Genomic DNA, 26,102 nt, shown 5'->3' with positions numbered 1-26,102 from the left:
CCGACGCGCGGCTGCCTATCCTTGGCCACGACATGCAGAATCCAGCCGCACCCGCCGCACCCGAGACCGCCCGCGACCTGCACCGCCGTCTCTCCCCCCTGATGTTCCGCGACCAGCGCCGGCTCCAGCGGCGCCTCGACGGGGTCCGCAAGCTGCGCGACCCGCAGCGGCGCGAGTCGGCACTCGCCGAGATCGCGGCCGAGGTGACCCGGGCCGAGGCGCGGCTGGCCGCCCGGAAGGCGGCGGTGCCGGCGATCACGTATCCGGCACAGCTGCCGGTGAGCGAGCGCAAGGACGACATCGCCGCCGCCATCCGCGACCACCAGGTGGTGATCGTGGCCGGCGAGACCGGCTCCGGCAAGACCACCCAGCTGCCCAAGATCTGCCTGGAGCTGGGGCGCGGGATCAACGGGCTGATCGGGCACACCCAGCCCCGCCGGCTCGCCGCGCGTACGGTGGCGGACCGGATCGCCGAGGAGCTCGGCACCGAGCTGGGCGACGTGGTCGGCTACAAGGTGCGCTTCACCGACCAGGTCAGCGAGCAGAGCCTGGTCAAGCTGATGACCGACGGCATCCTGCTGGCCGAGCTGCAGACCGACCGGATGCTGCGCCAGTACGACACGCTGATCATCGACGAGGCGCACGAACGCAGCCTCAACATCGACTTCATCCTCGGCTACCTCAGGCAGCTCCTCCCCCGCCGCCCCGACCTGAAGGTGGTCATCACCTCGGCGACCATCGAGACCGACCGGTTCGCCAAGCACTTCGCCGACGCCGAGGGCAACCCCGCGCCCATCGTCGAGGTGTCCGGCCGGACCTACCCGGTCGAGGTGCGCTACCGGCCGCTGGTCGAGGTGACCGAGGCCGAGGAGGAGAACGAGGCCGACGAGGAGAACGTCCGCGACCAGATCCAGGCCATCGGCGACGCGGTCGAGGAACTGGCCGCCGAGGGACCCGGCGACATCCTGGTCTTCCTCAGCGGCGAGCGGGAGATCCGGGACACCGCGGAGGCGCTCGGCAAGCTGGTGGAGAAGAAACGGTCGCTGCTGGGCACCGAGATCCTCCCGCTGTACGCGCGGCTGTCCACCGCCGAGCAGCACCGGGTGTTCGCCCCGCACGCCGGGCGCCGGGTGGTGCTCGCCACCAACGTCGCAGAGACCTCGCTGACCGTACCCGGCATCAAGTACGTGGTGGACCCGGGCACGGCTCGGATCTCCCGCTACTCCAGCCGGCTCAAGGTGCAGCGGCTGCCGATCGAGCCGGTGTCCCAGGCGTCGGCCAACCAGCGCAAGGGGCGCTGCGGTCGTACCTCGGACGGCATCTGCATCCGCCTCTACGACGAGCAGGACTTCGAGTCCCGACCCGAGTTCACCGACCCGGAGATCCTGCGTACCAACCTGGCCTCGGTCATCCTGCAGATGACCTCGATCGGGCTCGGCGACATCGCGGCGTTCCCGTTCATCGACCCGCCGGACCGGCGCAACATCACCGACGGCGTCAACCTGCTGCACGAGCTGGGCGCGCTGAACCCGGACGAGACCGACCCGGCGAATCGGCTCACCCCGCTGGGCCGGCGGCTGGCCCAGCTCCCGGTCGACCCGCGGCTGGCCCGGATGGTCCTGGAGGGCGAGCGGAACGGCTGCGCCACCGAGGTGGTCGTGATCGCCGCGGCGCTCTCCATCCAGGACCCGCGCGAGCGGCCGGCTGAGAAGCAGGCCCAGGCCGACCAGGCGCACGCCCGGTTCGCCGACAAGGAGTCGGACTTCGTCGCGTACCTGAACCTGTGGCGGTACCTGCGCGAGCAGCAGCGCGCCCTGTCCTCCAGCGCGTTCCGGCGGATGTGCAAGGCGGAATACCTCAACTACCTGCGGGTCCGGGAGTGGCAGGACATCGTCAGCCAGCTGCGCCAGGTGCTGCGTACGCCTGAGCAGGGCGACGGGCGGCGGGGCCGGCGCGGCGCGATCGACGCCGCGGCCGACGGCGGCCGGCGCGGGGCCGGCGCGGATCTGCCGGAGGAGATCGACACCCCGAAGGTGCACCAGTCGCTGCTGCCCGGACTGCTGTCCCACATCGGGCTCAAGGACGCCCAGAAGCACGAGTACCTGGGTGCGCGCGGGGCGAAGTTCGCAATCTTCCCCGGCTCGGCGCTGTTCAAGAAGCCGCCGCGCTGGGTGATGGCCGCCGAGCTGGTGGAGACCTCCCGGCTCTGGGGCCGGGTCGCCGGCCGGGTCGAGCCCGAGTGGGTCGAGCCGCTCGCCCAGCACCTGGTCAAGCGCAGCTACAGCGAGCCGCACTGGGAGAAGAAGCAGGCCGCGGTGATGGCCTACGAGAAGATCACCCTGTACGGCGTCCCGATCGTCACCTCCCGCAAGGTCAACTTCGGCCGGATCGACCCGGCGTTGAGCCGGGAGCTGTTCATCCGGCACGCCCTGGTCGAGGGCGACTGGCAGACCCACCACCAGTTCTGGCGGGACAACCAGAAGTTGCTCACCGAGGTGGAGGAGCTGGAGAGCCGGGCCCGGCGGCGGGACATCCTGGTCGACGACGAAACGATCTTCCAGTTCTACGACCAGCGGATCCCCGCCGACGTGGTCTCCGGCCGGCACTTCGACTCGTGGTGGAAGAAGACCCGCCCAGAGCGGCCCGACCTGCTCACCTTCACCCGCGAGCTGCTGATCAACTCCGGCCGCGGCAGGGTGGACGAGGCCGACTACCCGGACGAGTGGCGGGCCGACGGGGTCACCCTGCCGCTGACCTACACCTTCGACCCGGGCACCACGACCGACGGCGTCACCGTGGACATCCCACTGCCGCTGCTCAACCAGGTGCCGGCGGAGAGCTTCGACTGGCAGGTACCCGGGCTGCGCGAGGAGCTGGTGATCGCGCTGATCCGCTCGCTGCCCAAGGCGATCCGGCGCAACTTCGTCCCAGTGCCCGACTACGCCCGGGCGACCCTGGCCGCGATCACCCCCGGCGAGGAGCCGCTGCTCGACGCGCTCACCCGGCAGCTGCGCCGGATGACCGGGGTGACCGTGCCGCCGCAGGCCTGGGACCTGGACAAGCTGCCGCCACACCTGCGGGTCACCTTCCGGGTGCTCGGCGAGGACGACAAGCCGGTCGCCGAGGGCAAGGACCTGCCGGCCCTGCAACGCCAGCTCCGCCAGGAGGTACGCCAGGTCGTCGCCGCCGCCGCGCCCGACGTCGCCCGGATGGGCCTTCGTGAGTGGAGCATCGACGATCTTCCTCGCACCATCGAGCAGGTCCGCGCCGGATACGCGGTGACCGCGTACCCGGCGCTGGTCGACGAGGGCGCAACGGTCGGGGTGAAGGTGCTCGACTCCCCCGCCGAGCAGGAGGCGGCGCACTGGGCGGGTACCCGCCGGCTGCTCCGGCTGACCCTGCCGTCCCCGGCGAAGTTCCTCCAGGGGCGTCTCTCCAACGAGGCCAAGCTGGCGCTGTCCCGCAACCCGCACGGCGGGGTGCAGGCGCTGATCGAGGACGCCACCGGCGCGGCGATCGACCGGCTGATGGCGGACGCGGGCGGCCCGGCCTGGGACGCCGAGGGCTTCGCCGCGCTGCGCGACAAGGTCCGCGCCGACCTGGTCGACACCGTGGTCGAGGTGATGGGCCGGGTCCGGCAGGTGCTCGCCGCCGCGTACGCGGTGGAGCAGCGGCTCGGCGCGACGAAGAACCTGGCCGTGGTGGCCGCCCTGGCCGACATCCGCAACCAGCTCGGTGGCCTGGTGCACAAGAACTTCATCACCGAGGCCGGGTACGCCCGCCTGCCCGACCTGCTGCGCTACCTCACCGCGATCGAGCGCCGGCTGGACCGGCTGCCCGGGAACCCGCAGCGGGACAAGCAGCAGCAGGACCGGATCGCCGTGGTGCAGCGGGAGTACCAGGACATGCTGAACGCCCTGCCGCCGGCGAGACGGCAGTCGGCGGCGGTCCGGCAGATCCGCTGGATGATCGAGGAGCTGCGCGTGAACGTGTTCGCCCAGGCGCTCGGCACCCCGTATCCGGTCTCTGAGCAGCGCATCTACCGGGCGATGGACGAGGCCGAGGGGCGCTAGCTAGTGCGTGTTTCGGAACTGTCGTAGGTGGCGGGCATGCTGTGGGGTTGTGGGGAGGTTTACTGCGTTCCGGTTCACGGTCGATCCGTCGCCGTCGCAGGTGGTGGTGTTGGCTCGTCATGCGGGGGCGGCTCGGTTCGCGTTCAACCAGTGTCTGGCTTTGGTGAAGGAAGCCCTGGATGCGAAGCGTCGGGGCGGGTCGGTGGTGGTGCCGTGGTCGGGCTTCGACTTGATCAACGCGTTCAACACCTGGAAGTGTTCGGTGCAGGCGGGTCGCCGGTTCGTGGTCGACTCGGCTGGTTCGGCTGAGGTCGTGGTGACGGGGTTGTCGTGGCGGGCGCAGGTGTGTCAGCAGGTGTGTGAGGAAGCCGCTGTCGACTTGGGTCGTGGCTTGACTGCCTGGGCCGAGTCCCGGCGGGGGAAGCGGCCGGGCCGTCGGGTGGGGTTCCCGACATTCAAGCGCAAGGGCCGGACCCGGCTGTCGTTCCGGATCCGCTGCAAAACCAAGGCGGGTCGGGCGAGTATCCGGGTGGGGGATCCGACGACGGGACCTCGGAGTGTCTGTCTGCCGAGGACCGGGATCCTGAGGGTGCAGGAGGACACCCGCCGGCTCCGGCGGATGATCCGCACAGGCCGAGCCCACATCCGGTATGCCACCGTCTCTGGCCGGGCCAGCCGATGGACCATCACCGTGACAGTGGAGGCGGCTGGCCTGCACCCCGCCTACCAACACCCGGCCCGCCCCAACGCCGATGACGGTGGTTGGGTGGGTGTCGATCGCGGTCTTGCCACTCTCGTCGTGGCCGCCGACACCACCGCCCGGCAGGTGGCGCGTGTCGATGATGCGCCGCGGCCGTTGCGGAACGCCCTGCCCCGGCTACGGCGTCTATCCCGCCAGGTCAGCCGCAAACAGCGAGGCTCGCGCAACCGGGCCGAGGCTGTCGCCCGGCTGGGCCGCGCCCACCATCGTGTCGCGAACATCCGTCGACACTTCCTGCACAAGGTCGCCAACCGGCTGGTCAAGACCCACGACCGGCTGGCTCTGGAAGACCTGCACACCGCCGGCATGCTGCGTAACCGGCGTCTGGCCGCCGCCATCTCCGATGCCGGCTGGGCTGACCTGGCCCGCATCATCGGCTACAAACAACGCTGGCGGGGCGGGCAGGCCACAGCGGCACCTCGGTGATATCCGTCCACCAGAATGTGCAGTGCCTGCCGCACCGTCGGCCCTGCCCTGCCCCTGTCGGTGCGTATCTTCCGCTGCGAGACGTGTGGGCATACGGCGGATCGGGATGTCAACGCGGCGGTCAACCTCGCCGTCTGGGCCGAGCAACACCATGCCCAGACCCGGGACCCCGAAGTACGAGGCCCGGTCACCAACGCCTCCCGAGGGGACGGCTCTGGCCGGCGCCCACGCGCCGGTGAAACCAGCCCCGATGACGGAGGAACCCCGTCGCCACGAATATCCGTGACGGCAGGGACGCCCGAGAAGGGCGGTGTCTCATGACCCAACAAACTATTGAGACACGCTGTAGTCACGGCAGGGGCTCGACGCCGGGCGGGAGTCCGTTCCCGACGGTGGCGTCGTGGACGTACTCGAGCAGGATGCGGCGCAGTTCGCGGCCGGCGTGGGTGGGGACCACGTCCCGGCGGCGGGCCACCATGATGGTGCGCCGTACGCCGGGCCGGGCGAGCCGGGTGACCCGGATGCCGGGCCGGCGGGCCACCGCGATGCCGGGCACCAGCGCGACGCCGAGCCCCGCCTCGACGAAGCTGAGCACGGCGTCCATCTCCCCGCCGTCCACCGAGAGGCGCGGCTCGAAGCCGGCCTCCCGGCACGCCTGGAGGGTGGCGTCGCGCAGGTCGTACCCCTCGCGGAACATCACCAGCGGCTGGTCGCGCAGGTCGGTGATGCCCAGCTCGCCGGTATCGGAGGCGCCGGGCAGCGGGTCCACCGAGGCGACCACCAGGCTCTCCCGCAGGATCGGGTCGGTGCGTAGCCCGGGGTCGGTGCCCGCCGCCGGCATGATGATCAGGGCCAGGTCGAGGTCGCCGCGGAGCAGGTCGCGGACCAGGTCCTGGGAGCCGCTCTCCTCCACCTCGAGGTCGACGGTGGGGTGGGCGTCGCGGAACCGGCGAAGCACCGGCGGGGCGAGCGAGGTGGCCAGGCTGGGCGTGGCGCCGAGCCGCACCCGGCCGCGGCGCAGCCCGACCAGCTCCTGCACCTCCCGGGTGGCGGTATCGACGTCGGCGAGGATCCGCTTGGCCAACGGGAGCAGCACCTCGCCCGCCGCGGTGAGGGCGATGTTGCCCCTTACCCGCTCGAACAAGGGGGCCCCGAGGTCGGCCTCCAGGGCGTGAATTTGCTTACTCAATGACGGCTGGGTGATGCCCACCAAGTCGGCCGCTTGGGTGAAATGTCGTACTTCTGCGACCGCAACGAAGTATCGGAGCTGATGGAGCTGCATCTCGATAGCTTATGGCTATCAAGACTGCGGGGTCGATGCATTGGACGACTGATCAAACTACTCCTAGCGTCGGTCGTGTGGTAATCACGAAAACTCGGTCGCCCATCCGCTCCAACGTCGGCCTCAAGGCCGTCATGGCGGTGACGGGCATTCTCCTTGTGCTGTTCCTCGTCGCGCACATGCTCGGCAACCTGAAGGTGTTCACGGGCGAGACCTCGTTCGACCACTACGCGCACTGGCTGCGCGAGATCGGGACGCCGCTGCTGCCGTCGACCTGGTACCTGTGGATCCAGCGCACCGTGCTGACCGTGGCCGTACTCGCCCACATCGGCGCCGCCACCGTGCTGTCGATGCGCGCCCACGCCGCCCGCCCGGTGCCGTACGCGCACCGCCGCAAGATCCACGTGAACTACGCGGCCCGCACGATGCGCTGGGGTGGGGTGATCATCCTGCTCTTCGTGATCTACCACATCCTGGACCTGACCACCGGTCACCTGAACCCGCAGGGCGACCCGAGCAACCCCTACGGCAACGTCGTCGCCGACTTCGCCCCGTCGCGCTGGTACGTCACCCTCTTCTACGTCCTGGCCCTCGTCACGCTCGGCTTCCACCTGCGCCACGGCGCGTTCAGCGCGTTCCGCAGCCTCGGCCAGCAGACCCCGAAGGGCGAGCGCCGGGCCCGGACCGCCGCGCTGGTCTTCGCCGTCGTGCTGATCGCCGGCTACCTGGTGGTCCCGTTCGCCGTACTCACCGGATTGGTGGCCTGACATGGATCTCTACACCGAAGGCGACCCGGTCGCCGACACCAAGGCCCCGGACGGCCCCATCGAGACCCGCTGGGAGCGCCGCCGCTTCGAGGCGAAGCTGGTCAACCCGGCCAACCGCCGGAAGCTGACCGTGATCGTGGTGGGCACCGGCCTGGCCGGCGGCTCGGCCGCGGCGACCCTGGCCGAGCAGGGCTACCACGTCAAGTCCTACTGCTACCAGGACAGCCCGCGCCGGGCCCACTCGATCGCCGCCCAGGGCGGCATCAACGCCGCCAAGAACTACCGCAACGACGGCGACTCGGTGCACCGGCTCTTCTACGACACCGTCAAGGGCGGCGACTTCCGCTCCCGCGAGTCGAACGTGCACCGGCTGGCCGAGGTCTCGGTCAACATCATCGACCAGTGCGTCGCCCAGGGCGTCCCGTTCGCCCGCGAGTACGGCGGCCTGCTGGACACCCGCTCCTTCGGCGGCGCGCAGGTACAGCGCACCTTCTACGCCCGGGGTCAGACGGGCCAGCAGCTGCTGCTCGGCGCGTACCAGGCGCTGGAGCGGCAGATCGGCCTGGGCAACGTGGAGATGAACGCCCGCCACGAGATGCTCGAACTGGTCGTCGTCGACGGCCGGGCGCGCGGCATCGTGGTGCGGGACCTGGTCACCGGTGAGATCACCACTGAGATGGCCGACGCGGTCGTGCTCGCCTCGGGCGGCTACGGCAACGTCTTCTACCTCTCCACCAACGCCAAGGGCTGCAACGTCACCGCCTCCTGGCGGGCGCACCGCAAGGGCGCGCACTTCGCCAACCCCTGCTACACGCAGATCCACCCGACCTGCATCCCGGTCTCCGGCGACCACCAGTCGAAGCTGACCCTGATGAGCGAGTCGCTGCGCAACGACGGCCGGGTGTGGGTGCCGAAGGCCAAGGGCGACGACCGCAAGCCGAAGGACATCCCCGAGGACGAGCGGGACTACTACCTGGAGCGGATCTACCCCTCCTTCGGCAACCTGGTCCCCCGGGACATCGCCTCCCGCGCCGCGAAGAACGTCTGCGACGAGGGGCGCGGCGTCGGCCCGACCCGGCTCGGCGTCTACCTGGACTTCGCCGACGCGATCAACCGGCTGGGCCGCAAGGCCATCGAGGCCAAGTACGGCAACCTCTTCGAGATGTACGAGCGGATCACCGGCGAGGACCCGTACGAGGTCCCGATGCGGATCTACCCCGCCGTGCACTACACGATGGGTGGCCTCTGGGTCGACTACGACCTCCAGTCGACCATCCCGGGCCTGTTCGTGATCGGTGAGGCGAACTTCTCCGACCACGGCGCGAACCGGCTCGGGGCCTCGGCGCTGATGCAGGGCCTGGCGGACGGCTACTTCGTGCTGCCGAACACGCTGCCCAACTACCTGGCGAACGCCGGCTCGTTCGGGAAGGTCGACGCCAGCCACCCCGAGGTGATGGCGACCCGGGCGGCCGTCGAGGAGCGGATCCAGAAGCTGCTCTCCATCAACGGCGACCGGACGGTGGACTCGTTCCACCGGGAGCTGGGCCAGATCATGTGGGAGCACTGCGGCATGGAGCGCAGCGACGCCGGGCTGCGCAAGGCGATCGACGAGATCCGCGCGCTGCGCGAGCAGTTCTGGCAGCGGGTCCGCGTCCCGGGCGACGGCGAGGGGCTCAACCAGTCGCTGGAGAAGGCCGGCCGGGTGGCCGACTTCTTCGAGCTGGCCGAGCTCATGTGCATCGACGCCCTGCACCGCGAGGAGTCCTGCGGCGGCCACTTCCGGGCCGAGCACCAGACCCCCGACGGTGAGGCGCAGCGCGACGACGACCGGTTCGCCTACGTGGCGGCCTGGGAGTACACCGGCGACCAGCCCGTGCTGCACAAGGAAGACCTGCAGTTCGAATACGTCCACCCCACGCAGCGGAGCTACAAGTGAATCTGACCCTGCGCATCTGGCGCCAGCAGGGCCCTGAGGACAAGGGTCGGATGGTGACCTACCAGGTCGACGACGTGTCGCCGGACATGTCCTTCCTGGAGATGCTCGACGTGCTCAACGAGCGGCTGATCCTCTCGGGCGAGGAGCCGGTCGCGTTCGACCACGACTGCCGCGAGGGCATCTGCGGCATGTGCAGCCTCATGATCAACGGCGAGGCGCACGGGCCGCAGCGGGGCACCACCGCGTGCCAGCTGCACATGCGGCAGTTCTCCGACGGCGACACGATCGACATCGAGCCGTGGCGGGCCCGGGCCTTCCCGGTCGTCAAGGACCTGGTGGTCAACCGGAACGCCTTCGACAAGATCATCGCCGCCGGTGGTTACATCACCGCGCCGACCGGCAGCGCCCCGGAGGCGCACTCGGTGCCGGTGGCCAAGGCCAACGCGGACGCCGCCTTCTCCTCGGCCGCCTGCATCGGCTGCGGCGCCTGCGTGGCGGCCTGCCCGAACGGCTCCGGCATGCTGTTCACCGCCGCCAAGGTCACCCAGCTCTCGCTGCTGCCGCAGGGCCAGCCGGAGCGGCACACCCGGGTGATCGGCATGGTGGACGCGCACGACGAGGCCGGCTTCGGCGGCTGCACCAACATCGGCGAGTGCGCGACGGCCTGCCCGAAGGGCATCCCGCTGAACACCATCGGCCGGCTCAACCGGGACTACCTCACGGCGACGTCGAAGCGCGCCGGCACCCCGGGCTCCTGAGCCCGCGGCGGGTACGCCCGCCGTCCGACCCCACCGACCGCCGTGCCCCGCACCGGGGCGCGGCGGTCGGCCGTTTCCGGGTACGTCGCGCCGTGGCCGGCCGGCGGCATGGTCAGCGACCTCCTTTGGAGCTGAATCGGCTGTGATGTCATGCCCCGGCAGGCGTACCGCGCCTCGGGGTGCCGGGAGCCCGCCTGAGCCACACCCGGGTGGCGGCCGGAGCGGGACTCCTGGGGCCGAGCCGCGGGCGCCACCGGTCCGGTTCAAGTCCTCCTCTCCGGGTAGCACCGGTTTGGCGGTACAGGAGAGGGGCATTCAGGCATGAAGGCACTGACCTGGCACAAAAAACGCGACTCCGGGCCGAGGACGTACCGGCGGGCACCAGCCGGTCCTCGCAGCCCGCTCCCCGCCACGCTGGCCCAGGTACGCGACGAGTGCTGCGGCGGCTGCGCTGAGCGCGGCGGCGAACCGGCGTCGCGGTGGCTACCGTGTACTCGGCGGCGGCCTGGCGGCCGTGATGGTGGCCTGTGGGACACGGCGGAGGGACGGCGATGGGCGCAGCGGAGGAGCAGGCGGTCGAGCGGGCACTGAGCCGCCGGATGTGGCAGTCGGCCGGGGTCGCGGCGCTGGCCGGGCTGGCCTGGGTGGGCCGCGACGTGCCGGCACAACTCGGCGGCCGGCTCACCGGCGCCCGGTTGGCACGAGCCGCCTGCTCCCCGCAGTTCCGGGACGGCACCTTCCACAACCCGACGAGCACCCGCACCATCGTCGCCGACCCCGGCCGCAACCTGCTCAAGGAGCTGATCTTCGGCAAGCAGAAGCGGCGGCCCGGCAGCGACGTGCCGCTGCTGCGGCCGGCCGATCCGGCCCTGGCGGACCCTGCCCGCGAGCTGGGCATCGTCTGGTACGGCCACGCCTCGCTCCTGATCGAGGTCGAGGGGCACCGGGTGCTGGTCGACCCGGTGTGGAGTGATCGCTGCTCCCCGTCGCCCCTGATCGGTCCGCGCCGCATCCACGAGCCACCGGTACGCCTCGACGAACTGCCCCGCCTCGACGCGATCCTCATCTCGCACGACCACTACGACCACCTGGACCTGGCGACCGTACGCGGGCTGCTCGCCCACCAGTCCGCGCCGTTCGTCGTCCCGCTCGGGGTCGGCGCGCACCTGGACCGCTGGGGCGTGCCGGAGGAACGGATCGTCGAACTGGACTGGTCGGAGAGCCACCGGGTGGGCGCGCTGACCCTCACCGCCACCGCCGCCCAGCACTTCTCGGGGCGCGGCCTGCGCCGCGACGGCACCCTGTGGAGCTCCTGGGTGGTGGCCGGGGCGCACCGGAAGGTCTTCTACACCGGCGACTCCGGCTACTTCGACGGCTACACGCCGATCGGTGCCGAGCACGGCCCGTTCGACGTCACGCTGATGCAGATCGGGGCGTACGACCGGGCCTGGCCGAGCATCCACATGTTCCCGGAGGAGGCGGTCGCCGCCCACCTCGACCTACGCGGCGACCTGCTCATCCCGGTGCACTGGGCCACCTTCAACCTGGCCCTGCACGGCTGGTCCGAACCGGTGGACCGGCTCTGGGCCGAGGCGAAGGCCCGGGACGTCCGGCTGGCGGTGCCGCGCCCCGGCGAGCGGGTGGTGGTGGACGACCCGCCGCCGGTCGACGGCTGGTGGCAGGCCATCGCCTGACTCAGAGGACGAAGGCGTCGGTCCAGAGTGCGCCGGAGCGGCCGGAGAGGGCGTCCAGCATCGCCACCGCCTGCCCGTCGGTGAGCTGGGCGACGAAGTCGATGATGGCCCGGCCGCGGGCCCGACCGATCCGGTCCGACGTACGCGGATGCAGCTCCGCCTCGGCCAGCTCGACGAGGTCGTGCAGGCGACGCGGCAGCCGGGACTCCTCCTCCGGGTCGAGCAGCCACTCCCAGAGTGCCTCCACCAGGGCGCCGAGCAGCCGCGCCTGGCCGCGCTGGTGCAGGGCCAGGTCGGGGCGGGCCAGCACGAACCGGTGGTGGACGAACTTGAGCACCTGTACCTCGTGCCACTGCGCCTTGGCCAGCAGCACGTGGCCCGAGCGGACGTCCGGCTCCGGGGTGACCGTGATCGCCTCGACGAATCGGGTGGACCAGCGGGCGGAGAAGCGGGCCACGTACTGCTCCGCCTCGATCGAGCCGTCGAACGGCAGCGCCAGCAGCCCCTCCACCAGCTCCTCGCGGACGTGTTCCACCGCGGCGGCGAACGCCTCGTCGTCGGCGATCCAGGCGTCCTTACGGTGCAGCTGGCGCCGCAGCCGCTCGATGGCCTCCCCCGGGCGGCGGCCGGCGGCGGCCAGTGCGGCATCGGTGATGGAGCGGAAATGGCCGCTCTCCCGCTGCCAGGCCATCAGCTCGGCGGCCACCGCGCCCTGCTGGAGCACCCCGACCCGGTAGAAGTCCTCCACGTCGTGGATGGCGTACGCGATGTCGTCGGCGGTGTCCATCACCGACGCCTCCGGGGTCTGCTGCCAGTCCGGGATCCGCCCGGCGAACGGCTCCCGGGCCTGCCGCAGGTCGTCCAGCTCGGTCCGGTACGCACCGAACTTCGCCGACCCGCTCTCCGGGTCGTCGGGTGGGACCGCCGCGCCGCGCGGCGCCGGGCCCAGGTGCCGTGGGTGCGGGTCCGGGTGGTCCAGGCGGGTCCACGGATACTTCAGTGTCGCCGCCCGGACCGCCGCGGTCAGGTCCAGCCCGGTGGTCGCCGCGCCGCGGATCTCGGTGCTGGTGACGATCCGGTACGACTGGGCGTTGCCCTCGAAGCCGTCGGGCAGCCCGAGCCGCTGGCGGGCCAGCCGGTCCAGCACCCGCTCCCCCAGGTGCCCGAAGGGCGGGTGGCCGAGATCGTGGGCCAGTGCTGCCGCCTCCACCACGTCCGGATCGCAGCCGCCCAGCTTCTCCAGCAGGTCGCGGTGTGCAGGTTCGGCGGTGAGCCGCTCGGCGATCGCCCGGGCCACCTGGGCGACCTTGAGGCTGTGGGTGAGCCGGTTGTGCACCAGCAGCCCGGACCCGCCCGGACTGATCACCTGCGTCACCCCGCCCAGCCGGGCGAAGAACGGCGACGCGACGATCCGGTCCCGGTCGGCCCGGAACGGGCTGGCGGCCAGGTCGCCGAGCGCCCGGGCGCTGCCCCCGAAGAGCCGTCGGGCCCGCGGATCGGCAGGTTGCTCCACGATCGCCCACGGTAGCGCAGCGGACGGCGGTGTGGCCGCCACGCGTCGGACCCGGCCGACCTGTGCTACAGGCGCTCCACCATCGGCCCGGAGCACCGATTCCGGGTGTCGAAGACATAGCGTGCGCAACGGGTCACCATGTCGTAGTCGAAGACGTCGTGGTCCGTGACCACGATCACCGCGTCGGCCGCGGCGACCTCCGCCTCGCTCAGCTGCACGACCAGCACTCCACCGGGAACGTGGTGCGGCTCGGCGTACGGCTCGGCGGCGCGGACCTCGGCGCCGAGGTCGCACAGCTGCCGGGCCACCTCCACGGCGGGCGAGTCGCGCATGTCGCCGGTGTTCTTCTTGTACGCCAGGCCGAGCAGCAGCAGCCGGGCACCGCTGACGGCGCGGCCGGTCCGGTTGAGTCCGGCCATGATCCGATGCGTCACATGCTCCGGCATCTCGTGGTTGACGTCGTTCGCCAGCTCGATGAAACGGAACTGCCGGCCCAGCCGCCGCTTGACCTGCCAGGAGAGGTAGCACGGGTCGATCGGCAGGCAGTGCCCCCCGACACCGGGCCCCGGTCGGAACGGCATGAACCCGAACGGCTTCGTCTCGGCGGCCTCGATCGCCTGCCAGACATCGATGCCCAGATGGTGGGAGAGCATCGTCAGCTCGTTGATCAGAGCGATGTTGACCTGCCGGAAGGTGTTCTCGATCAGCTTGGTCAGCTCGGCCACCCGGGTGGAGGTCACGGGCACCGTACGCGCCACGATGCGCCGGTAGAACTCGTCCACCCGGGCCAGCGCCGCCGGGTCCACCCCCGAAACCACCTTCGGCGTGTTCTCCAGCCGCCAGGTCGGGTTACCCGGATCGATGCGCTCCGGGCTGTAGCCGAGGTGGAAGTCGCCGGGACTACGCAATCCGCTGGCCGACTCCAGGAGCGGACGCAGCAGTTCCTCGGTGGTGCCCGGGTACGTGGTCGACTCCAGCACCACCGCGCAGCCCGGCCGCACGTGCGGGCCGATGCCGATGCCGGCCTGCTCCACGTAGCTGAGGTCGGGGGTGCCGTCGCGGAGCGGGGTCGGCACGGTGATCACGCAGACGTCGAACCCCTCGGCGTCGGCGTACTCCGTGCTCGGACGGTAGCGGCCGGTGCCGAGCGCCCGGCCGAGCCGGTCAGCCGGAATGTCCTCCACGAACGACTCTCCCGAGGCGAGCCGCTTGACCCGGTCGGAGTCGACGTCCAGACCGACGACGTCCAGGCCCGCCTCGACGGCCCGCATGGCCAGCGGCAGACCGACGTAACCCTGACCAATGACGACCAGCTTCTCAGCACTCACCCGGGCTCCTGTTGGAAGAACGAATCACCTGATCAGGAGACTAGAGGTACTTATGGTGTCGTATGTCCGTTTTGGTGATATCGGCGGCGGACCGACGCCGATGAGCGCGCCGGGGTGCGGGGCGTCGGAGGTGGGCGGCAGAATGCACGACGGAACCCACCCGAGAAGGCGGATCAAGATCGTGACCCAGTCTGTTCATCAGCGGATCGCCGAGGAACTCGGCGTCGCCGAAGGTCAGGTACGGGCGGCCGTGGAGCTGCTCGACGGCGGCGCCACCGTGCCGTTCATCGCCCGCTACCGCAAGGAGGCCACCGGCCTGCTCGACGACGCGCAGCTGCGCACCCTGGAGGAGCGCCTGCGCTACCTGCGCGAGCTGGACGAGCGCCGCGCCGCGATCCTCGAGTCGATCCGGTCCCAGGGGAAGCTCGACGAGGCCCTTGAGGCGCAGATCATGGCCGCCGACTCGAAGTCCCGGCTGGAGGACATCTACCTGCCGTACAAGCCGAAGCGGCGCACCCGGGCGCAGATCGCCCGCGAGGCCGGGCTGGAGCCCCTCGCCGACACGCTGCTCGCCGACCCGACGCAGGACCCGCGCGAGACAGCCGCCGGATACGTCGACGCGGACAAGGGGGTCGCCGACCCGAACGCGGCGCTGGAGGGCGCGCGAGCCATCCTCATCGAGCGCTTCGCCGAGGACGCCGACCTGATCGGCACACTCCGGGAGCAGATGTGGTCGCGGGGCCGGCTGGTCGCCCGGGTACGCGACGGCCAGGAGACCGCCGGCGCCAAGTTCGCCGACTACTTCGACTTCGCCGAGCCGTACCCGAAGCTCCCCTCGCACCGGATCCTCGCCATGTTCCGGGGCGAGAAGGAGGGCATGCTCGACCTGACCATGGACCCGGAGCCGGAGGGCGACTCCGACGCCGCGGTCACCGGCCCGACCCGGTACGAGGCGGCGATCGCCGGCCGATTCGGCGTCAGCGACCAGGGGCGCCCGGCCGACAAGTGGCTGGCCGACACGGTGCGCTGGGCCTGGCGTACGCGGGTCCTCATCCACCTCGGCGCGGACCTGCGGATGCGGCTCTGGCAGGCGGCCGAGGAGGAGGCCGTCCGGGTGTTCGCCACCAACCTGCGCGACCTGCTGCTGGCCGCGCCCGCCGGCACCCGGCCGACGATGGGCCTGGACCCGGGTCTGCGTACCGGTGTGAAGGTGGCCGTGGTGGACGCCACCGGCAAGGTGGTCGCCACCCACACGATCTATCCGCACGAGCCGCGCCGGCAGTGGGACGCGTCGATCGACATCCTGGCCAAGCTGGCCGCCGCGCACCGGGTCGAGCTGATCGCGATCGGCAACGGCACGGCCAGCCGGGAGACCGACAAGCTGGCCGGCGACCTGATCAAGCGGCACCCGGAGCTGAAGCTGACCAAGGTGGTGGTCTCCGAGGCCGGCGCGTCGGTCTACTCCGCCTCCGCGTACGCCTCGCAGGAGCTGCCCGAGCTGGACGTGTCGCTGCGCGGCGCGGTGTCCATCGCCCGCCGCCTCCAGGACCCGCTCGCCGAGCTGGTCAAGATCGACCCGCGCTCGATCGGCGTCGGGCAGTACCAGCACGACCTGTCCGAGGTGAAACTGTCCCGCTCACTGGACGCGGTGGTCGAGGACTGCGTCAACGGCGTCGGCGTCGACGTCAACACCGCCTCCGCTCCCCTGCTCACCCGGGTCTCCGGGATCGGCGCCGGGCTGGCGGAGAACATCGTGCTGCACCGGGACGCCAACGGGCCGTTCCGGACCCGCGCCGACCTGAAGAAGGTGCCCCGGCTCGGCCCGAAGGCGTTCGAGCAGTGCGCCGGCTTCCTGCGTATCCCCGGCGGGGACGACCCGCTGGACTCGTCCAGCGTGCACCCCGAGGCGTACCCGGTGGTGCGACGGATCCTCGCCCGCACCGGCCAGGACCTGCGCACGCTGATCGGGCAGAGCAAGATCCTGCGCGGGCTCAAGGTCACCGATTTCGTCGACGACACCTTCGGCCTGCCCACGGTGACCGACATCCTGACCGAGCTGGAGAAGCCGGGCCGCGACCCGCGCCCGGAGTTCAAGACGGCGACGTTCGTCGAGGGCGTCGAGAAGATCAGCGACCTGACGCCCGGGATGGTGCTGGAGGGCGTGGTCACCAACGTGGCCGCGTTCGGCGCGTTCGTCGACGTCGGCGTGCACCAGGACGGCCTGGTGCACGTCTCCGCGATGTCCCACACCTTCGTCAAGGACCCGCGGGACGTGGTCAAGTCCGGCGACGTGGTACGGGTCAAGGTGCTCGACGTCGACGTGCCCCGCAAGCGGATCTCGCTGACCCTGCGGCTGGACGACGAGGCGCCCACCGGCGGTGGCCGCCCGGCCGACGGCCGGCGCGAGCGCGGCGGCCAGGACAGCGGCCCGCGCGGCGGCCAGGGCGGCACGCCCCGTGGCGGCCAGGGCGGCGCGCCGCGCGGAGACCGCGGCTCCCAGGGCGGGCCGCAGCAACGGCAGGGCCGAAGCGGTGCCGCCGCACCGACCAACGACGCCATGGCGGACGCGCTGCGCCGCGCCGGCCTGGCCTGACCCTCGGTCGCACGCTGTCGAGCTGATGTCGTCAACGGATCAGTCGGGGACGACTCAGCTCGACAGCGCGGCCGTGGAGCCCAGCCCGGGGCTGACAGTGCGGGCCGTCGACCGGACGAACCCCGACGCCGGGGCGGGACCGCGTACGCCGGCGGTGCCTCCGGGGTGGCCAACGCTCTCGGCGCACGGCGGCCGGGGCGGAACCGCGTACGGTGGCGGGCGTGACCGACGACGGCCCGCGGTGGCGGGAGCAGCGACGCCACGCGGTGCGGGCGCACGCGGAGGCTGACGCCCGGCAGCGGGCCGCCGAGCAGGCGGAGGCGGCCGAGCTGGTGGCCCGGTTCGCGGCCGAGGCGACCCGGCGCGGGCTGCGCACCGAGCGGCTCAATGTGACCGCCTACGACGGGCGAAGCCGGTACCGCACCCGCGTCACCGGCTGGTACGTCGACCGGGCCCGCAGCCGGGCGGTCGACACTGAGGGACACTTCTACCTGCTGACCGTGCCGGCCAGCCTGCGGTCACGGCTGTTCGGGGCCGAGCCCGAGCCGTCCCCGCCGCCGCTGCTGGTCGGGCGGGGCGGTCGGGACGGCGAGTCGCTGCCACTGGCGGCGCTGCTCAGCCGGCGCCTTGAGGCGGGCGACGACTGGCGGTGACCCGCGCCGGCTCCCGGTCGGCCCGCTGGCGGGGCATCCTCCGGTCCGTACGCCGCCGCACCCGCCGCCACCAGCACAGCTGGGCGACCAGGGTCAGCAGGCCGGCCAGCACGATCGCGGCCAAATTGATCACCAATTGGAGGGCGGAGCCGGCCGCCTCGGGCCAGACCCCGTACGACGCCGCGACCGCGACGTTCGCCGCCGCCGGCACGGTGGTCACCGAGATCAGCACCCCGACCAGCGAGCCGGATTTCTTGGCGGTCAGCGAGAGCATCCCGGCAATCCCGGCCAACACGCCGACCACCCAGGAGAGCGCGTCGGGACGCCAGATGAAGTCGGTCAACGGCCGGTCGGCCAGCAGCATGTCGCGGCTGACCAGTCCGGCCGCGGTGAGCGCCCAGGTGCTCAGCACGGTGGCCGCCGTCGCGGCCAGGAAACCGACCACCAGGGCCTTGATCGACCGGGCAACGACCTGCGGCTGCCGCCGGAGCAGGGCGACGCAGAGTGCCGCGAGCGGGCCGAACTCGGGGCCGACCACCATCGCGCCGACGATCAGGATCGGCTGGTCCAGCAGCACCCCGATGCCGGCGATCATGGTGGCCACGATGATCAGCGCGAGGAAGGTGCCGGTGAGCACCATCTGCTCCCCGGTCTTCGCGGCGATCTCGTCCCAGACCACCGCGTCCTCGCCGTTCCCGGGCGCGTCGCGCGCGGCCTTCTCCGCCGCCGCGGACAGCACCAGCTCCACGTCGTCCGCGGCGATCGCCCCGTGCGCCTCGACGCCCAACTCCTGGTGCTTGCGCAGCACGCCGTCCGCGCTCTCCCGCACCACGTCACAGGTGAGGTAGTCGCCGGCCGGCTGGCGGGCGGCGCCCGGCAGCACCACGAGGTGGGTGACGCCGGGTTCGGCCGCCAGCAGGTCGGCGACCGCGTCCGACTGGTCCGGGGGTGCGATCACCCGCAGGTGCAGCACGTCTCTCCTCTCGCCGACGGAGGGCGAGCCACTCTACTGCGGCTGGCCGGATGCCGTCGCGCGAGGCCGCGTCCTCAGACCGGGGTGATCGGTTGATCCAGCCGAGGCTGAGATCGATTGGAGGTTTCTCCCCTTGTGGGGCCTTTGTGGCTGATAGAACGTTTTGGCATGCCCGGTTCGGACGAGATGCGTGGAGGTGGCGACGACGATGCCGATGTCCGGTCTGCTGGAGGCACCGGTCCGTCCCGTGGTCGAGGCCCGGCCAGAGCGGCTGAAGCGCGCGTTCGACGTGGTGGCGGCGTTGCTCCTACTCGTCCTCACCGCTCCGCTGGTGGCGGTGGTGGCGCTCGTGGTGGCCGTCGGCCTCGGCCGGCCCGTCCTGTTCCGTCAGGCCCGCGTCGGCAGGGACGGCAGCATCTTCGAGCTGGTCAAGTTCCGCTCGATGCTGCCGATCGACCCGCGGCGCGGTCTGGTTACGGACGCCGACCGACTCACCTCGCTGGGGCGTTTCCTGCGAGCCACCAGTCTGGACGAGCTGCCAACCCTGTGGAACGTGCTGCGCGGGGACATGAGCCTGGTGGGCCCACGCCCCCTGCTGCCCGAGTACCTGCCCCGCTACTCCCCCTGGCAGGCCCGCCGTCACGAGGTACGGCCCGGGGTGACGGGACTGGCCCAGGTGACCGGCCGGAACAGCCTGAGCTGGGAGGAGAAGCTGGACCTCGACGTCCGGTACGTGGACACCAGGAACCTGCGGGTCGACCTCGCCATCCTCCGCGCCACGGTCCGGACGGTGCTGCGCCGCGAGGGGATCTCGGCGGCGGGCACCGCGACCGCACCCGAGTTCCTCGGTACGGGAAGCCTGGCCGAGACCGGCGGCCGGGACCGGGCGCCGGTATGACTCCGGCCGGAGGTGACCGATGACCATCCACCTGTCAGCGCCCGACGTCGGGCCGCTCGAGGAGTCGTACCTGATCGCGGCGCTGCGTTCCGGCTGGGTCGCGCCGGTCGGTCCCGACCTCGACGCCTTCGAGCGGGAGCTGGCGCTCCGGGCCGGCACGCAGGGCGCGGTCGCCGTCAGCTCCGGCACGGCCGCCCTGCATCTGGCGCTGCTCGGCGTCGGTGTCGGACCGGGAGACGCGGTGGTCGTGCCGACGCTGACGTTCGTCGCGACGGCCAACGCGGTCCGGTACACCGGAGCCCGACCGGTCTTCGTGGACTGTGACCCGCAGAGCGGCAACGTCGACGTCGCCCTCGTCGCCGAGGTGCTGGCCCGGCTCCGCGCCCGCGGGCAGCGGGTCGGGGCGGTCGTCCCGGTCGACCTCTTCGGCAGTTGCGCCGACTACACCGCGCTGCTGCCCGTCTGCGCCTCCGCCGAGGTCCCCGTGGTCGAGGACGCCGCGGAGGCGCTCGGCGCCACGCATGGCGGCCGGGCGGCCGGCTCCTTCGGGCGGGCGGGGGTGCTCTCCTTCAACGGCAACAAGATCATGACGACCTCGGGCGGCGGCACGCTGGTCTCCGACGACCTGGCGCTGCTCGCCCGGGCGCGGCACCTGTCCACCCAGGCCCGGGAACCGGCCCGGCACTACGAGCACCGGGAGACCGGCTACAACTACCGGTTGAGCAACCTGCTCGCCGCGCTGGGCCGTGCCCAGCTGGCCCGGCTCGACGGGATGATCGCCCGCCGGCGGCAGCTCCGCGACCGGTACGCGAAGCTCTTCGCGCCCGTACCGGGGGTCACGCTCCTCGGTGCCGACGACGGCGGCTCCAACTGCTGGCTCACCGCGCTGACCGTGGATCCTGAGCGGTCGGGCTGGCGGGCGGACGAGCTGGCCGAGCACCTCACCGCGCGAGACATCGAGACCCGCCCGGTCTGGAAGCCGATGCACCGGCAACCGGCGTACGCCGGGGCGGAGAGCCTGCTGACCGGGGTGGCCGACGGGCTCTTCGCCGACGGCCTGGTCCTGCCCAGCGGCAGCGCGCTGACCGAGCGGCAGATCACCCGCGTCCTCGGTGCCATCGACGACTTCCTGACCGGACGGCCGGGCGGGGCGGCCCGGTGACCGTACCGCTGGTGGTCATCGGCTGCGGGGGACACGGCCGGGAGGTCCTGACCATCGCGCGGGACGTGAACGTCAACCCGGCCGGGCCGGGGTGGCACCTGCTCGGGTTCGTCGACGACCGCCCCTCGGAGGAGAACCTGAAACGCGTCCAGCGGCTGGACGTCCCCTACCTCGGCGGGACCGACCGGCTACGGGACGCGCCCCCCGACACGCACCACGTCATCGGGATCGGCGACCCCCGGGTCCGGCGGGCGGTTGCCGCCCGCGTCGACCGGTACGGGATACCGGCGGCCAGCCTGGTCCACCCGACCGCGACGATCGGGCCGGCCACCGAACTCGGACCGGGCTTCGTCGCCTTTCCCGGCGCGCGGGTCACCACCAACGTCACCATCGGCCGGCACGTGCACCTCAACCAGAACTCGACCGTCGGCCATGACTCGGTCCTGGCGGACTTCGTCTCGGTGAACCCGCTCGCCGCCGTCTCCGGTGACTGCCGGCTGGCCGAGGGGGTGCTGATCGGCACGACGGCGGCCGTGCTGCAGGGACTGCGCGTAGGCCGGGACAGCACCGTCGGCGCCGGCGCGTGCGTCGTCCGGGACATACCGGAGGGGGCGGTGGTCAAGGGCATACCGGCGCGCTGACCACCGCACCGCGCCTACTGCCGGATACCGGCCCAGTCGTGGTGCCGTCGAACGGTGGAGAGGATGAAGTCCACTACCCGGCGCGAGGTGTCCGGCACCTGGTAGTCCGCCGGGCAGGGCATCCCGGAGGTCCCGACCTGGTCGACCGCCACGCGTACCGCTTCGACCACCCCGGCGGGCTCGAGGCCGGTCATGATGATGCCGCCCACGTCGAGCGCCTCCGGCCGTTCCATCGAGTCCCGCAGCGTCACCGCCGGGAAGCCGAGGATGGCCGCCTCCTCGCTGATGGTCCCGCTGTCGGACAGCACGCAGCGCGCCCGAGTCTGCAGGTGCACGTAGTCGAAGAGCCCGAAGGGCTCGTGGAAGGCGATCCCGTCGAGGTCGAGGACGTCACCGGTCAGCGCCTCCAGCCGCTTGCGGGTACGCGGATGGGTGGAGACCAGGACCGGCGACTCCCACCTCCGCCGTACCGCCCGGAGGCAGTCGAGCAACTGGCGCAGGCGGGTGGGGCTGTCGACGTTCTCCTCCCGGTGGGCGCTGACCAAGAAATAGCCCGCGGGTTCGAGGCCCAGTCGCCGTAGGACCGTCGACGACTCGATGTCGGCACGATAGTGCTCGAGGACCTCACGCATCGGTGAGCCGGTGTGCAGGATCCGACGCGGATGCAGCCCCTCGGCGAGAAGGTTGCGCCGGGCGTGCTCGGAGTAGACCAGGTTGAAGTCCGAGACATGGTCCACCAGGCGTCGGTTGGTCTCCTCCGGCACGTTGAGGTCGAAGCACCGGTTGCCGGCCTCCATGTGATAGACGGGGACGCGCATCCGACGGGCCATGACGGCCGCGATGCTGCTGTTGGTGTCGCCGAGGACGAGTAGCGCATCCGGCCGCATGTCCCGGATCGCCTCCTCCATTCCGACCAGTACGCCACCGAGGACCCGGCCGAGCGACGTGGTGTCGACCTTCAGGAAGCGGTCCGGTTCACGGAGCCGCAACTCTGCGAAGAAGACGTCGGAGAGGGTGCGGTCCCAGTTCTGCCCGGTGTGGACGAGGACGTGCTCCATGGTCCGGTCCAGCCGATCCATGACCCGGGAGAGGCGAATGATTTCCGGACGGGTACCCACCACTGTCATTACCCGCGTCATCGCCGCACCTTCCGCACCGGCCGGCTCCGCCGACGGGCCGGCTCTCCTATCCGTCACTCAACGAATGGAATCGCTGGGCGGTCACGGCAATAAAGAGCGAATTTTTGTCGCTTTATTCGCTCTAAGGGATTTCCGTTTTATGCCGGGTATTGCACTTGTTGGGCGGTATCGTCCGGTTCGGTGAGACCCGACCCGGCATCGTACGCCCGGCCGGGAAGACAGGAGGAGAAGTTGACATCCTTGCTCTCGGGCCGACGATTTCTGATCACCGGTGGCACCGGCTCATTCGGCCAGACGATGGTTTCCCGACTGCTGCATTCGGGAGCGGCCGAGGTACGCGTTCTCAGCCGGGACGAGTCCAAGCAGGACGCGATGCGACACCGACTCGGGGATGACCGGGTCCGCTACTACGTCGGCGACGTCCGCGACTACGACTCGGTGGCCAAGGCCAGCCGGGACATCGAGTTCGTCTTCCACGCCGCGGCCCTGAAGCAGGTGCCCTCCTGCGAGTTCTTCCCGCTCGAGGCGCTGCGGACCAACGTGCTGGGCAGCGCCAACGTGGTGGACGCCTGCGAGCGCAACGGTGTCGAGGCGCTGGTGCTGCTGAGCACCGACAAGGCGGTCTACCCGGTCAACGCAATGGGCATGACCAAGGCACTGATGGAAAAGGTCGCCCAGGCGCACTCGCGCAACAACCCCGCGGCCCGGACCCGAGTCTGCTGCGTGCGCTACGGCAACGTCATGTACTCGCGCGGCTCCGTGATCCCGCTGTTCATCGACCAGATCCGCAAGGGAATGCCGCTGACGGTGACCGAGCCGAGGATGACCCGCTTCCTCATGTCGCTGGAGCAATCGGTGGAGTTGGTGGAGCACGCGTTCCGGCACGGCCAGCCGGGGGACGTCTTCATCCGCAAGGCCGACGCCTGCACGATCGGCGACCTGGCCACGGCGTTGTGCAACCTGTTCGGGGTGCCCGCCAAGTTCAACGTCCTCGGCATCCGGCACGGCGAGAAGCTGTACGAGACCCTGGCCAGCCGCGAGGACCTGTCCCGCGCCGAGGACTTCGGCGAGTTCCTCCGGGTGCCGGTGGACAGCCGGGACCTGAACTACGCCCTCTACTTCGAGGAGGGGAACGTCGACCGCAGCGACCGGATCGACTTCAACTCGCACAACACCCGGCGCCTCATGGTTACGGAAATCGAGTCGCTACTGCTGGCCCTGCCGGAGGTCCGGGCACAGCTCGACGACGCCGCCTCGGCCGCCACCGCAGCGTGAGGGCCCCGGCCGGAAGTGGTGGACGACCTGACCGGGTGGCGCTGGTCAGCCAATGGTTCCCCCCGGAGCCGGCACCGTTCGCCCAGGGCATCACCGACGCACTGCACCGGCAGGGCTTCGACGTCGACGTCCTCACTGGAGTGCCGAACTACCCGAAAGGCGTCGTGTACGACGGGTACTCGGCCCGGCGCCGGACAGTCGAGGCGCGCGACGGGAAGCGGATCGTCCGCACCCCGCTCTACCCGAGCCACGACCGGTCCGCGCTCGGCCGGGCCGTCAACTACCTGAGCTGGTCGGCATCCTCGTCTCTGCTCGGCATGTCCGTCCTGCGCGACGCCGACGTCGCCCTGGTGTATTCCTCGCCGGTGACCGCCACCGCTGCGGCCATGGCGGCGCGGCGGCGCTGGGGCACCCCGTACGTGACGATGGTGTTGGACCTCTGGCCGGACTCGGTGTTCGCCACCGGATTCCTCACCGACGGGCCAGCGCGCCGCCTCGCCGAGGCGGTCCTGGGCCGATTCACGGACCGGACCTACCGCTGGGCCGACCACGTCACCGTTCCCGCCCCCGGGCTGCGGGACATGATCATCGCGCGAGGTGTGCCCGCCGAGAAGGTCTCGGTGGTCTACAACTGGGCCGACGAGAAGGTCATGCAGCCGACCGAGCCCGAGCCGGGCCTAAGGACCCGGCTCGGCCTGGGCGACGACGACTTCGTGCTCATGTACGCCGGCAACCACGGCCCGGCGCAGCGGATCGATGTCGTGATCGAGGCCATGGCCCGGCTGACCGACCTGCCGGACGTCCATCTGGTCCTGGTAGGCGACGGGGTGGAGAAGGATGCGCTGACGACCCGGGCGGCGCGGATTCGGCCGGGTCACGTGCATTTCCTCGACCCGGTCCCGCCGGACCGCCTGGCGGCTCGAATGGCCGCCGCCGACCTGCATCTGGTGTCCCTGGCGGACGAGCCGCTGTTCCGGATCACCCTGCCCAGCAAGGTCCAGTCGATCCTCGCCTGCGGCCAGCCCGTGCTGGCCTGCGCGCCCGGCGATGCGGCCCGGATCATCCGGGACGCCGGCGCAGGCTTCGACGCCCCGCCCGAGAACGCGGCGAGCCTGGCCGAGGTCATCCGGCTGGCCCGGGAGACCCCGCGGCCTCGGCTGCGGGCAATGGGACGGGCCGGACGCCGCCACTACCTGGCCCACCTGAGTGAAGCGACCAACGTGCGGGTCCTCGCCGACCTGCTCACCGATGCGGCACGGCGGGCCAGGATCGCCGCCCGCCGGGACAAGGAGTCACGATGACCCGACGCGTCCTCGTCCTCGGAGCCACCGGGATGCTGGGCCACGCTCTTCTCCGGGAGTTGAGCGAGGATCCGGAACTCGACGTGTACGGCGCCGCGCGGAGCATGGAGGGGCGGGGGCACCTCTACCCGGCCGGCCTGCTCGCCCGGATCACCCCGGCCGTCGACGCCACCCGGTTCGACCAGGTGCGCCAGGTACTCGACAGCGTCCGGCCGGACGTGGTCGTCAACGGCGTCGGGGTGATCAAGCAGCGCCCGGACGTGCAGGACGCCGTACCCACCGTGATGCTCAACGCCCTCTTGCCCCACCTGCTCGCCGACGCGTGCGCCCGGCTCGGCAGCCGGCTGGTCCACGTCAGCACCGACTGCGTCTTCTCAGGCGATCGCGGCGGTTACGTCGAGGACGACCGGCCGGACCCGGCCGACCTCTACGGACGGTCCAAGCTGCTGGGCGAGACGACCAGCGCCCCCGCGCTCACCCTGCGGACGTCGATCATCGGCCACGAGTTGACCACGAAGCGGTCGCTGCTGGACTGGTTCCTCTCGCAGGACGGCCAGGTGCCTGGGTTCACCAGGGCCATCTACAGCGGCGTGACGACGGTGGAGCTCGCCCGACTGCTGCGCCAGGTGATCCTGCCTCGCGAGGACCTGACCGGGCTTTACCACGTCGCCGCGGAACCCGTCTCGAAGCACGATCTCCTCCGGCTGGTCGCCGACGTGTACGGCTGGCGGGGCGAACTCGTGCCGGACGACGACTTCCGGTGTGACCGGTCGATGCGCGCGGACGCACTGGCGGAGGCCACCGGGTACCGCCCGCCGACCTGGCCCGACATGATCCGGCTGATGCACGAGGCCCGCGCCCGGTGGGCCATGCCCGGCGCCCTGGTGGGACGGCCCGCCACCCGGATGTGAACGAGGCTCCGTCAGCGCT

20 protein-coding genes are annotated in these 26,102 nt (G+C 71.3%); 15 read left to right on the top strand and 5 right to left on the bottom strand.

Features of this window, described 5'->3' with window-relative positions; all coding sequences use genetic code 11:
* The first annotated feature begins 32 nt into the window (after nt 1–32).
* From hrpA to ACNAW0_RS10545, 3 genes are read left to right on the top strand one after another with little or no spacing between them, the layout of a single operon-like run.
* Complete coding sequence (hrpA, locus tag ACNAW0_RS10555; RefSeq protein WP_416287569.1) at nt 33–4,073, top strand: ATP-dependent RNA helicase HrpA; 4,041 nt, start codon at nt 33–35, stop codon at nt 4,071–4,073.
* A gap of 49 nt (nt 4,074–4,122) precedes the next feature.
* On the top strand, nt 4,123–5,259 hold the full coding sequence (locus ACNAW0_RS10550; RefSeq protein WP_416287568.1) for an RNA-guided endonuclease InsQ/TnpB family protein: 1,137 nt from the start codon (nt 4,123–4,125) through the stop codon (nt 5,257–5,259).
* A gap of 15 nt (nt 5,260–5,274) precedes the next feature.
* Nucleotides 5,275–5,580 carry a zinc ribbon domain-containing protein gene (locus ACNAW0_RS10545; RefSeq protein WP_416287567.1) on the top strand — a complete coding sequence of 102 codons (306 nt, stop codon included), beginning with the start codon at nt 5,275–5,277 and terminating at the stop codon, nt 5,578–5,580.
* A gap of 28 nt (nt 5,581–5,608) precedes the next feature.
* Here the strand turns inward: ACNAW0_RS10545 and ACNAW0_RS10540 are convergent, their stop codons facing one another.
* Nucleotides 5,609–6,547 (bottom strand): LysR family transcriptional regulator, encoded by a 939-nt coding sequence (locus tag ACNAW0_RS10540; protein ID WP_416287631.1) that lies wholly within the window; start codon nt 6,545–6,547, stop codon nt 5,609–5,611.
* A 77-nt stretch (nt 6,548–6,624) separates the two neighbouring features.
* Here ACNAW0_RS10540 and ACNAW0_RS10535 point away from each other — a divergent pair, with 77 nt between their 5' ends.
* The 4 genes from ACNAW0_RS10535 to ACNAW0_RS10520 all read left to right on the top strand — a co-directional run bounded on the left by ACNAW0_RS10535 (nt 6,625) and on the right by ACNAW0_RS10520 (nt 11,696).
* Nucleotides 6,625–7,308 (top strand): succinate dehydrogenase cytochrome b subunit, encoded by a 684-nt coding sequence (locus ACNAW0_RS10535; protein ID WP_416287630.1) that lies wholly within the window; start codon nt 6,625–6,627, stop codon nt 7,306–7,308.
* 1 nt (nt 7,309) lies between these two features.
* Nucleotides 7,310–9,244, top strand: a complete 1,935-nt coding sequence (locus tag ACNAW0_RS10530) for a fumarate reductase/succinate dehydrogenase flavoprotein subunit (RefSeq protein ID WP_416287566.1) — start codon at nt 7,310–7,312, stop codon at nt 9,242–9,244.
* Entirely contained in the window at nt 9,241–10,002 is a 762-nt protein-coding gene (locus ACNAW0_RS10525; RefSeq protein WP_416287565.1) for a succinate dehydrogenase/fumarate reductase iron-sulfur subunit, read from the top strand. Before ACNAW0_RS10530 ends, ACNAW0_RS10525 begins: the two co-directional genes overlap by 4 nt.
* 551 nt (nt 10,003–10,553) lie before the next feature.
* A complete protein-coding gene (locus ACNAW0_RS10520; RefSeq protein ID WP_416287564.1) occupies nt 10,554–11,696 on the top strand; it encodes an MBL fold metallo-hydrolase in 1,143 nt (380 codons plus the stop codon).
* Nucleotide 11,697: 1 nt separating this feature from the next.
* On the opposite strand, the gene ACNAW0_RS10515 is transcribed toward ACNAW0_RS10520, so the two are convergent.
* The gene (locus ACNAW0_RS10515) at nt 11,698–13,209 is read right to left on the bottom strand and encodes a deoxyguanosinetriphosphate triphosphohydrolase family protein (RefSeq protein ID WP_416287563.1); all 1,512 of its coding nucleotides are present in this window, start codon (nt 13,207–13,209) and stop codon (nt 11,698–11,700) included.
* Nucleotides 13,210–13,274: 65 nt separating this feature from the next.
* Entirely contained in the window at nt 13,275–14,537 is a 1,263-nt protein-coding gene (locus ACNAW0_RS10510; RefSeq protein ID WP_416287562.1) for a nucleotide sugar dehydrogenase, read from the bottom strand.
* A 142-nt stretch (nt 14,538–14,679) separates the two neighbouring features.
* Here ACNAW0_RS10510 and ACNAW0_RS10505 point away from each other — a divergent pair, with 142 nt between their 5' ends.
* A complete protein-coding gene (locus ACNAW0_RS10505) occupies nt 14,680–17,130 on the top strand; it encodes a Tex family protein (protein WP_416287561.1) in 2,451 nt (816 codons plus the stop codon).
* 221 nt (nt 17,131–17,351) lie between these two features.
* The gene (locus ACNAW0_RS10500; RefSeq protein ID WP_416287560.1) at nt 17,352–17,783 is read left to right on the top strand and encodes a hypothetical protein; all 432 of its coding nucleotides are present in this window, start codon (nt 17,352–17,354) and stop codon (nt 17,781–17,783) included.
* Here ACNAW0_RS10500 and ACNAW0_RS10495 read toward each other — a convergent pair.
* Nucleotides 17,746–18,756, bottom strand: coding sequence for a DUF389 domain-containing protein (locus tag ACNAW0_RS10495; RefSeq protein ID WP_416287559.1), 1,011 nt, complete (start codon nt 18,754–18,756; stop codon nt 17,746–17,748). The genes ACNAW0_RS10500 and ACNAW0_RS10495 overlap by 38 nt on opposite strands.
* Nucleotides 18,757–18,952: 196 nt before the next feature.
* Here ACNAW0_RS10495 and ACNAW0_RS10490 point away from each other — a divergent pair, with 196 nt between their 5' ends.
* Genes ACNAW0_RS10490 through ACNAW0_RS10480 form a run of 3 tightly spaced genes read left to right on the top strand, consistent with a single transcriptional unit; the run spans nt 18,953 to nt 21,457 of the window.
* Nucleotides 18,953–19,654: a sugar transferase gene (locus ACNAW0_RS10490; RefSeq protein WP_416287558.1), complete on the top strand. Its 702-nt coding sequence runs from the start codon at nt 18,953–18,955 to the stop codon at nt 19,652–19,654.
* A gap of 19 nt (nt 19,655–19,673) precedes the next feature.
* Nucleotides 19,674–20,816, top strand: a complete 1,143-nt coding sequence (locus tag ACNAW0_RS10485) for a DegT/DnrJ/EryC1/StrS family aminotransferase (RefSeq protein WP_416287557.1) — start codon at nt 19,674–19,676, stop codon at nt 20,814–20,816.
* The gene (locus ACNAW0_RS10480; RefSeq protein ID WP_416287556.1) at nt 20,813–21,457 is read left to right on the top strand and encodes an acetyltransferase; all 645 of its coding nucleotides are present in this window, start codon (nt 20,813–20,815) and stop codon (nt 21,455–21,457) included. The genes ACNAW0_RS10485 and ACNAW0_RS10480 overlap by 4 nt, the downstream gene beginning before the upstream one ends.
* Nucleotides 21,458–21,471: 14 nt before the next feature.
* On the opposite strand, the gene wecB is transcribed toward ACNAW0_RS10480, so the two are convergent.
* Nucleotides 21,472–22,596, bottom strand: coding sequence for a non-hydrolyzing UDP-N-acetylglucosamine 2-epimerase (wecB, locus tag ACNAW0_RS10475; protein ID WP_416287555.1), 1,125 nt, complete (start codon nt 22,594–22,596; stop codon nt 21,472–21,474).
* Between the two features lie 180 nt (nt 22,597–22,776).
* Here wecB and ACNAW0_RS10470 point away from each other — a divergent pair, with 180 nt between their 5' ends.
* The 3 genes from ACNAW0_RS10470 to ACNAW0_RS10460 are packed head-to-tail and all read left to right on the top strand — an operon-like array spanning nt 22,777 to nt 26,083.
* Nucleotides 22,777–23,871 carry a polysaccharide biosynthesis protein gene (locus tag ACNAW0_RS10470; RefSeq protein ID WP_416287554.1) on the top strand — a complete coding sequence of 365 codons (1,095 nt, stop codon included), beginning with the start codon at nt 22,777–22,779 and terminating at the stop codon, nt 23,869–23,871.
* Between the two features lie 35 nt (nt 23,872–23,906).
* Nucleotides 23,907–25,172: a glycosyltransferase family 4 protein gene (locus tag ACNAW0_RS10465; protein ID WP_416287553.1), complete on the top strand. Its 1,266-nt coding sequence runs from the start codon at nt 23,907–23,909 to the stop codon at nt 25,170–25,172.
* On the top strand, nt 25,169–26,083 hold the full coding sequence (locus ACNAW0_RS10460; protein WP_416287552.1) for a dTDP-4-dehydrorhamnose reductase family protein: 915 nt from the start codon (nt 25,169–25,171) through the stop codon (nt 26,081–26,083). Before ACNAW0_RS10465 ends, ACNAW0_RS10460 begins: the two co-directional genes overlap by 4 nt.
* The last annotated feature ends 19 nt before the right edge of the window (nt 26,084–26,102 follow it).

Source organism: Micromonospora sp. SL1-18 (genome assembly GCF_047921505.1).
Lineage (GTDB): Bacteria > Actinomycetota > Actinomycetes > Mycobacteriales > Micromonosporaceae > Micromonospora.
Note: the sequence above shows the minus strand (reverse complement) of the source record. Positions and strands in the feature narration are given on the sequence as shown.

What these genes read in the sequence shown, in the direction of transcription:
- hrpA (WP_416287569.1), top strand. Translation starts at nt 33, where the DNA reads ATGCAGAATCCAGCCGCACCCGCCGCACCCGAGACCGCCCGCGACCTG.
- ACNAW0_RS10545 (WP_416287567.1), top strand. Translation starts at nt 5,275, where the DNA reads ATGTGCAGTGCCTGCCGCACCGTCGGCCCTGCCCTGCCCCTGTCGGTG.
- ACNAW0_RS10530 (WP_416287566.1), top strand. Translation starts at nt 7,310, where the DNA reads ATGGATCTCTACACCGAAGGCGACCCGGTCGCCGACACCAAGGCCCCG.
- ACNAW0_RS10520 (WP_416287564.1), top strand. Translation starts at nt 10,554, where the DNA reads ATGGGCGCAGCGGAGGAGCAGGCGGTCGAGCGGGCACTGAGCCGCCGG.
- ACNAW0_RS10505 (WP_416287561.1), top strand. Translation starts at nt 14,680, where the DNA reads ATGCACGACGGAACCCACCCGAGAAGGCGGATCAAGATCGTGACCCAG.
- ACNAW0_RS10485 (WP_416287557.1), top strand. Translation starts at nt 19,674, where the DNA reads ATGACCATCCACCTGTCAGCGCCCGACGTCGGGCCGCTCGAGGAGTCG.
- wecB (WP_416287555.1), bottom strand. Translation starts at nt 22,596, where the DNA reads ATGACGCGGGTAATGACAGTGGTGGGTACCCGTCCGGAAATCATTCGC.
- ACNAW0_RS10460 (WP_416287552.1), top strand. Translation starts at nt 25,169, where the DNA reads ATGACCCGACGCGTCCTCGTCCTCGGAGCCACCGGGATGCTGGGCCAC.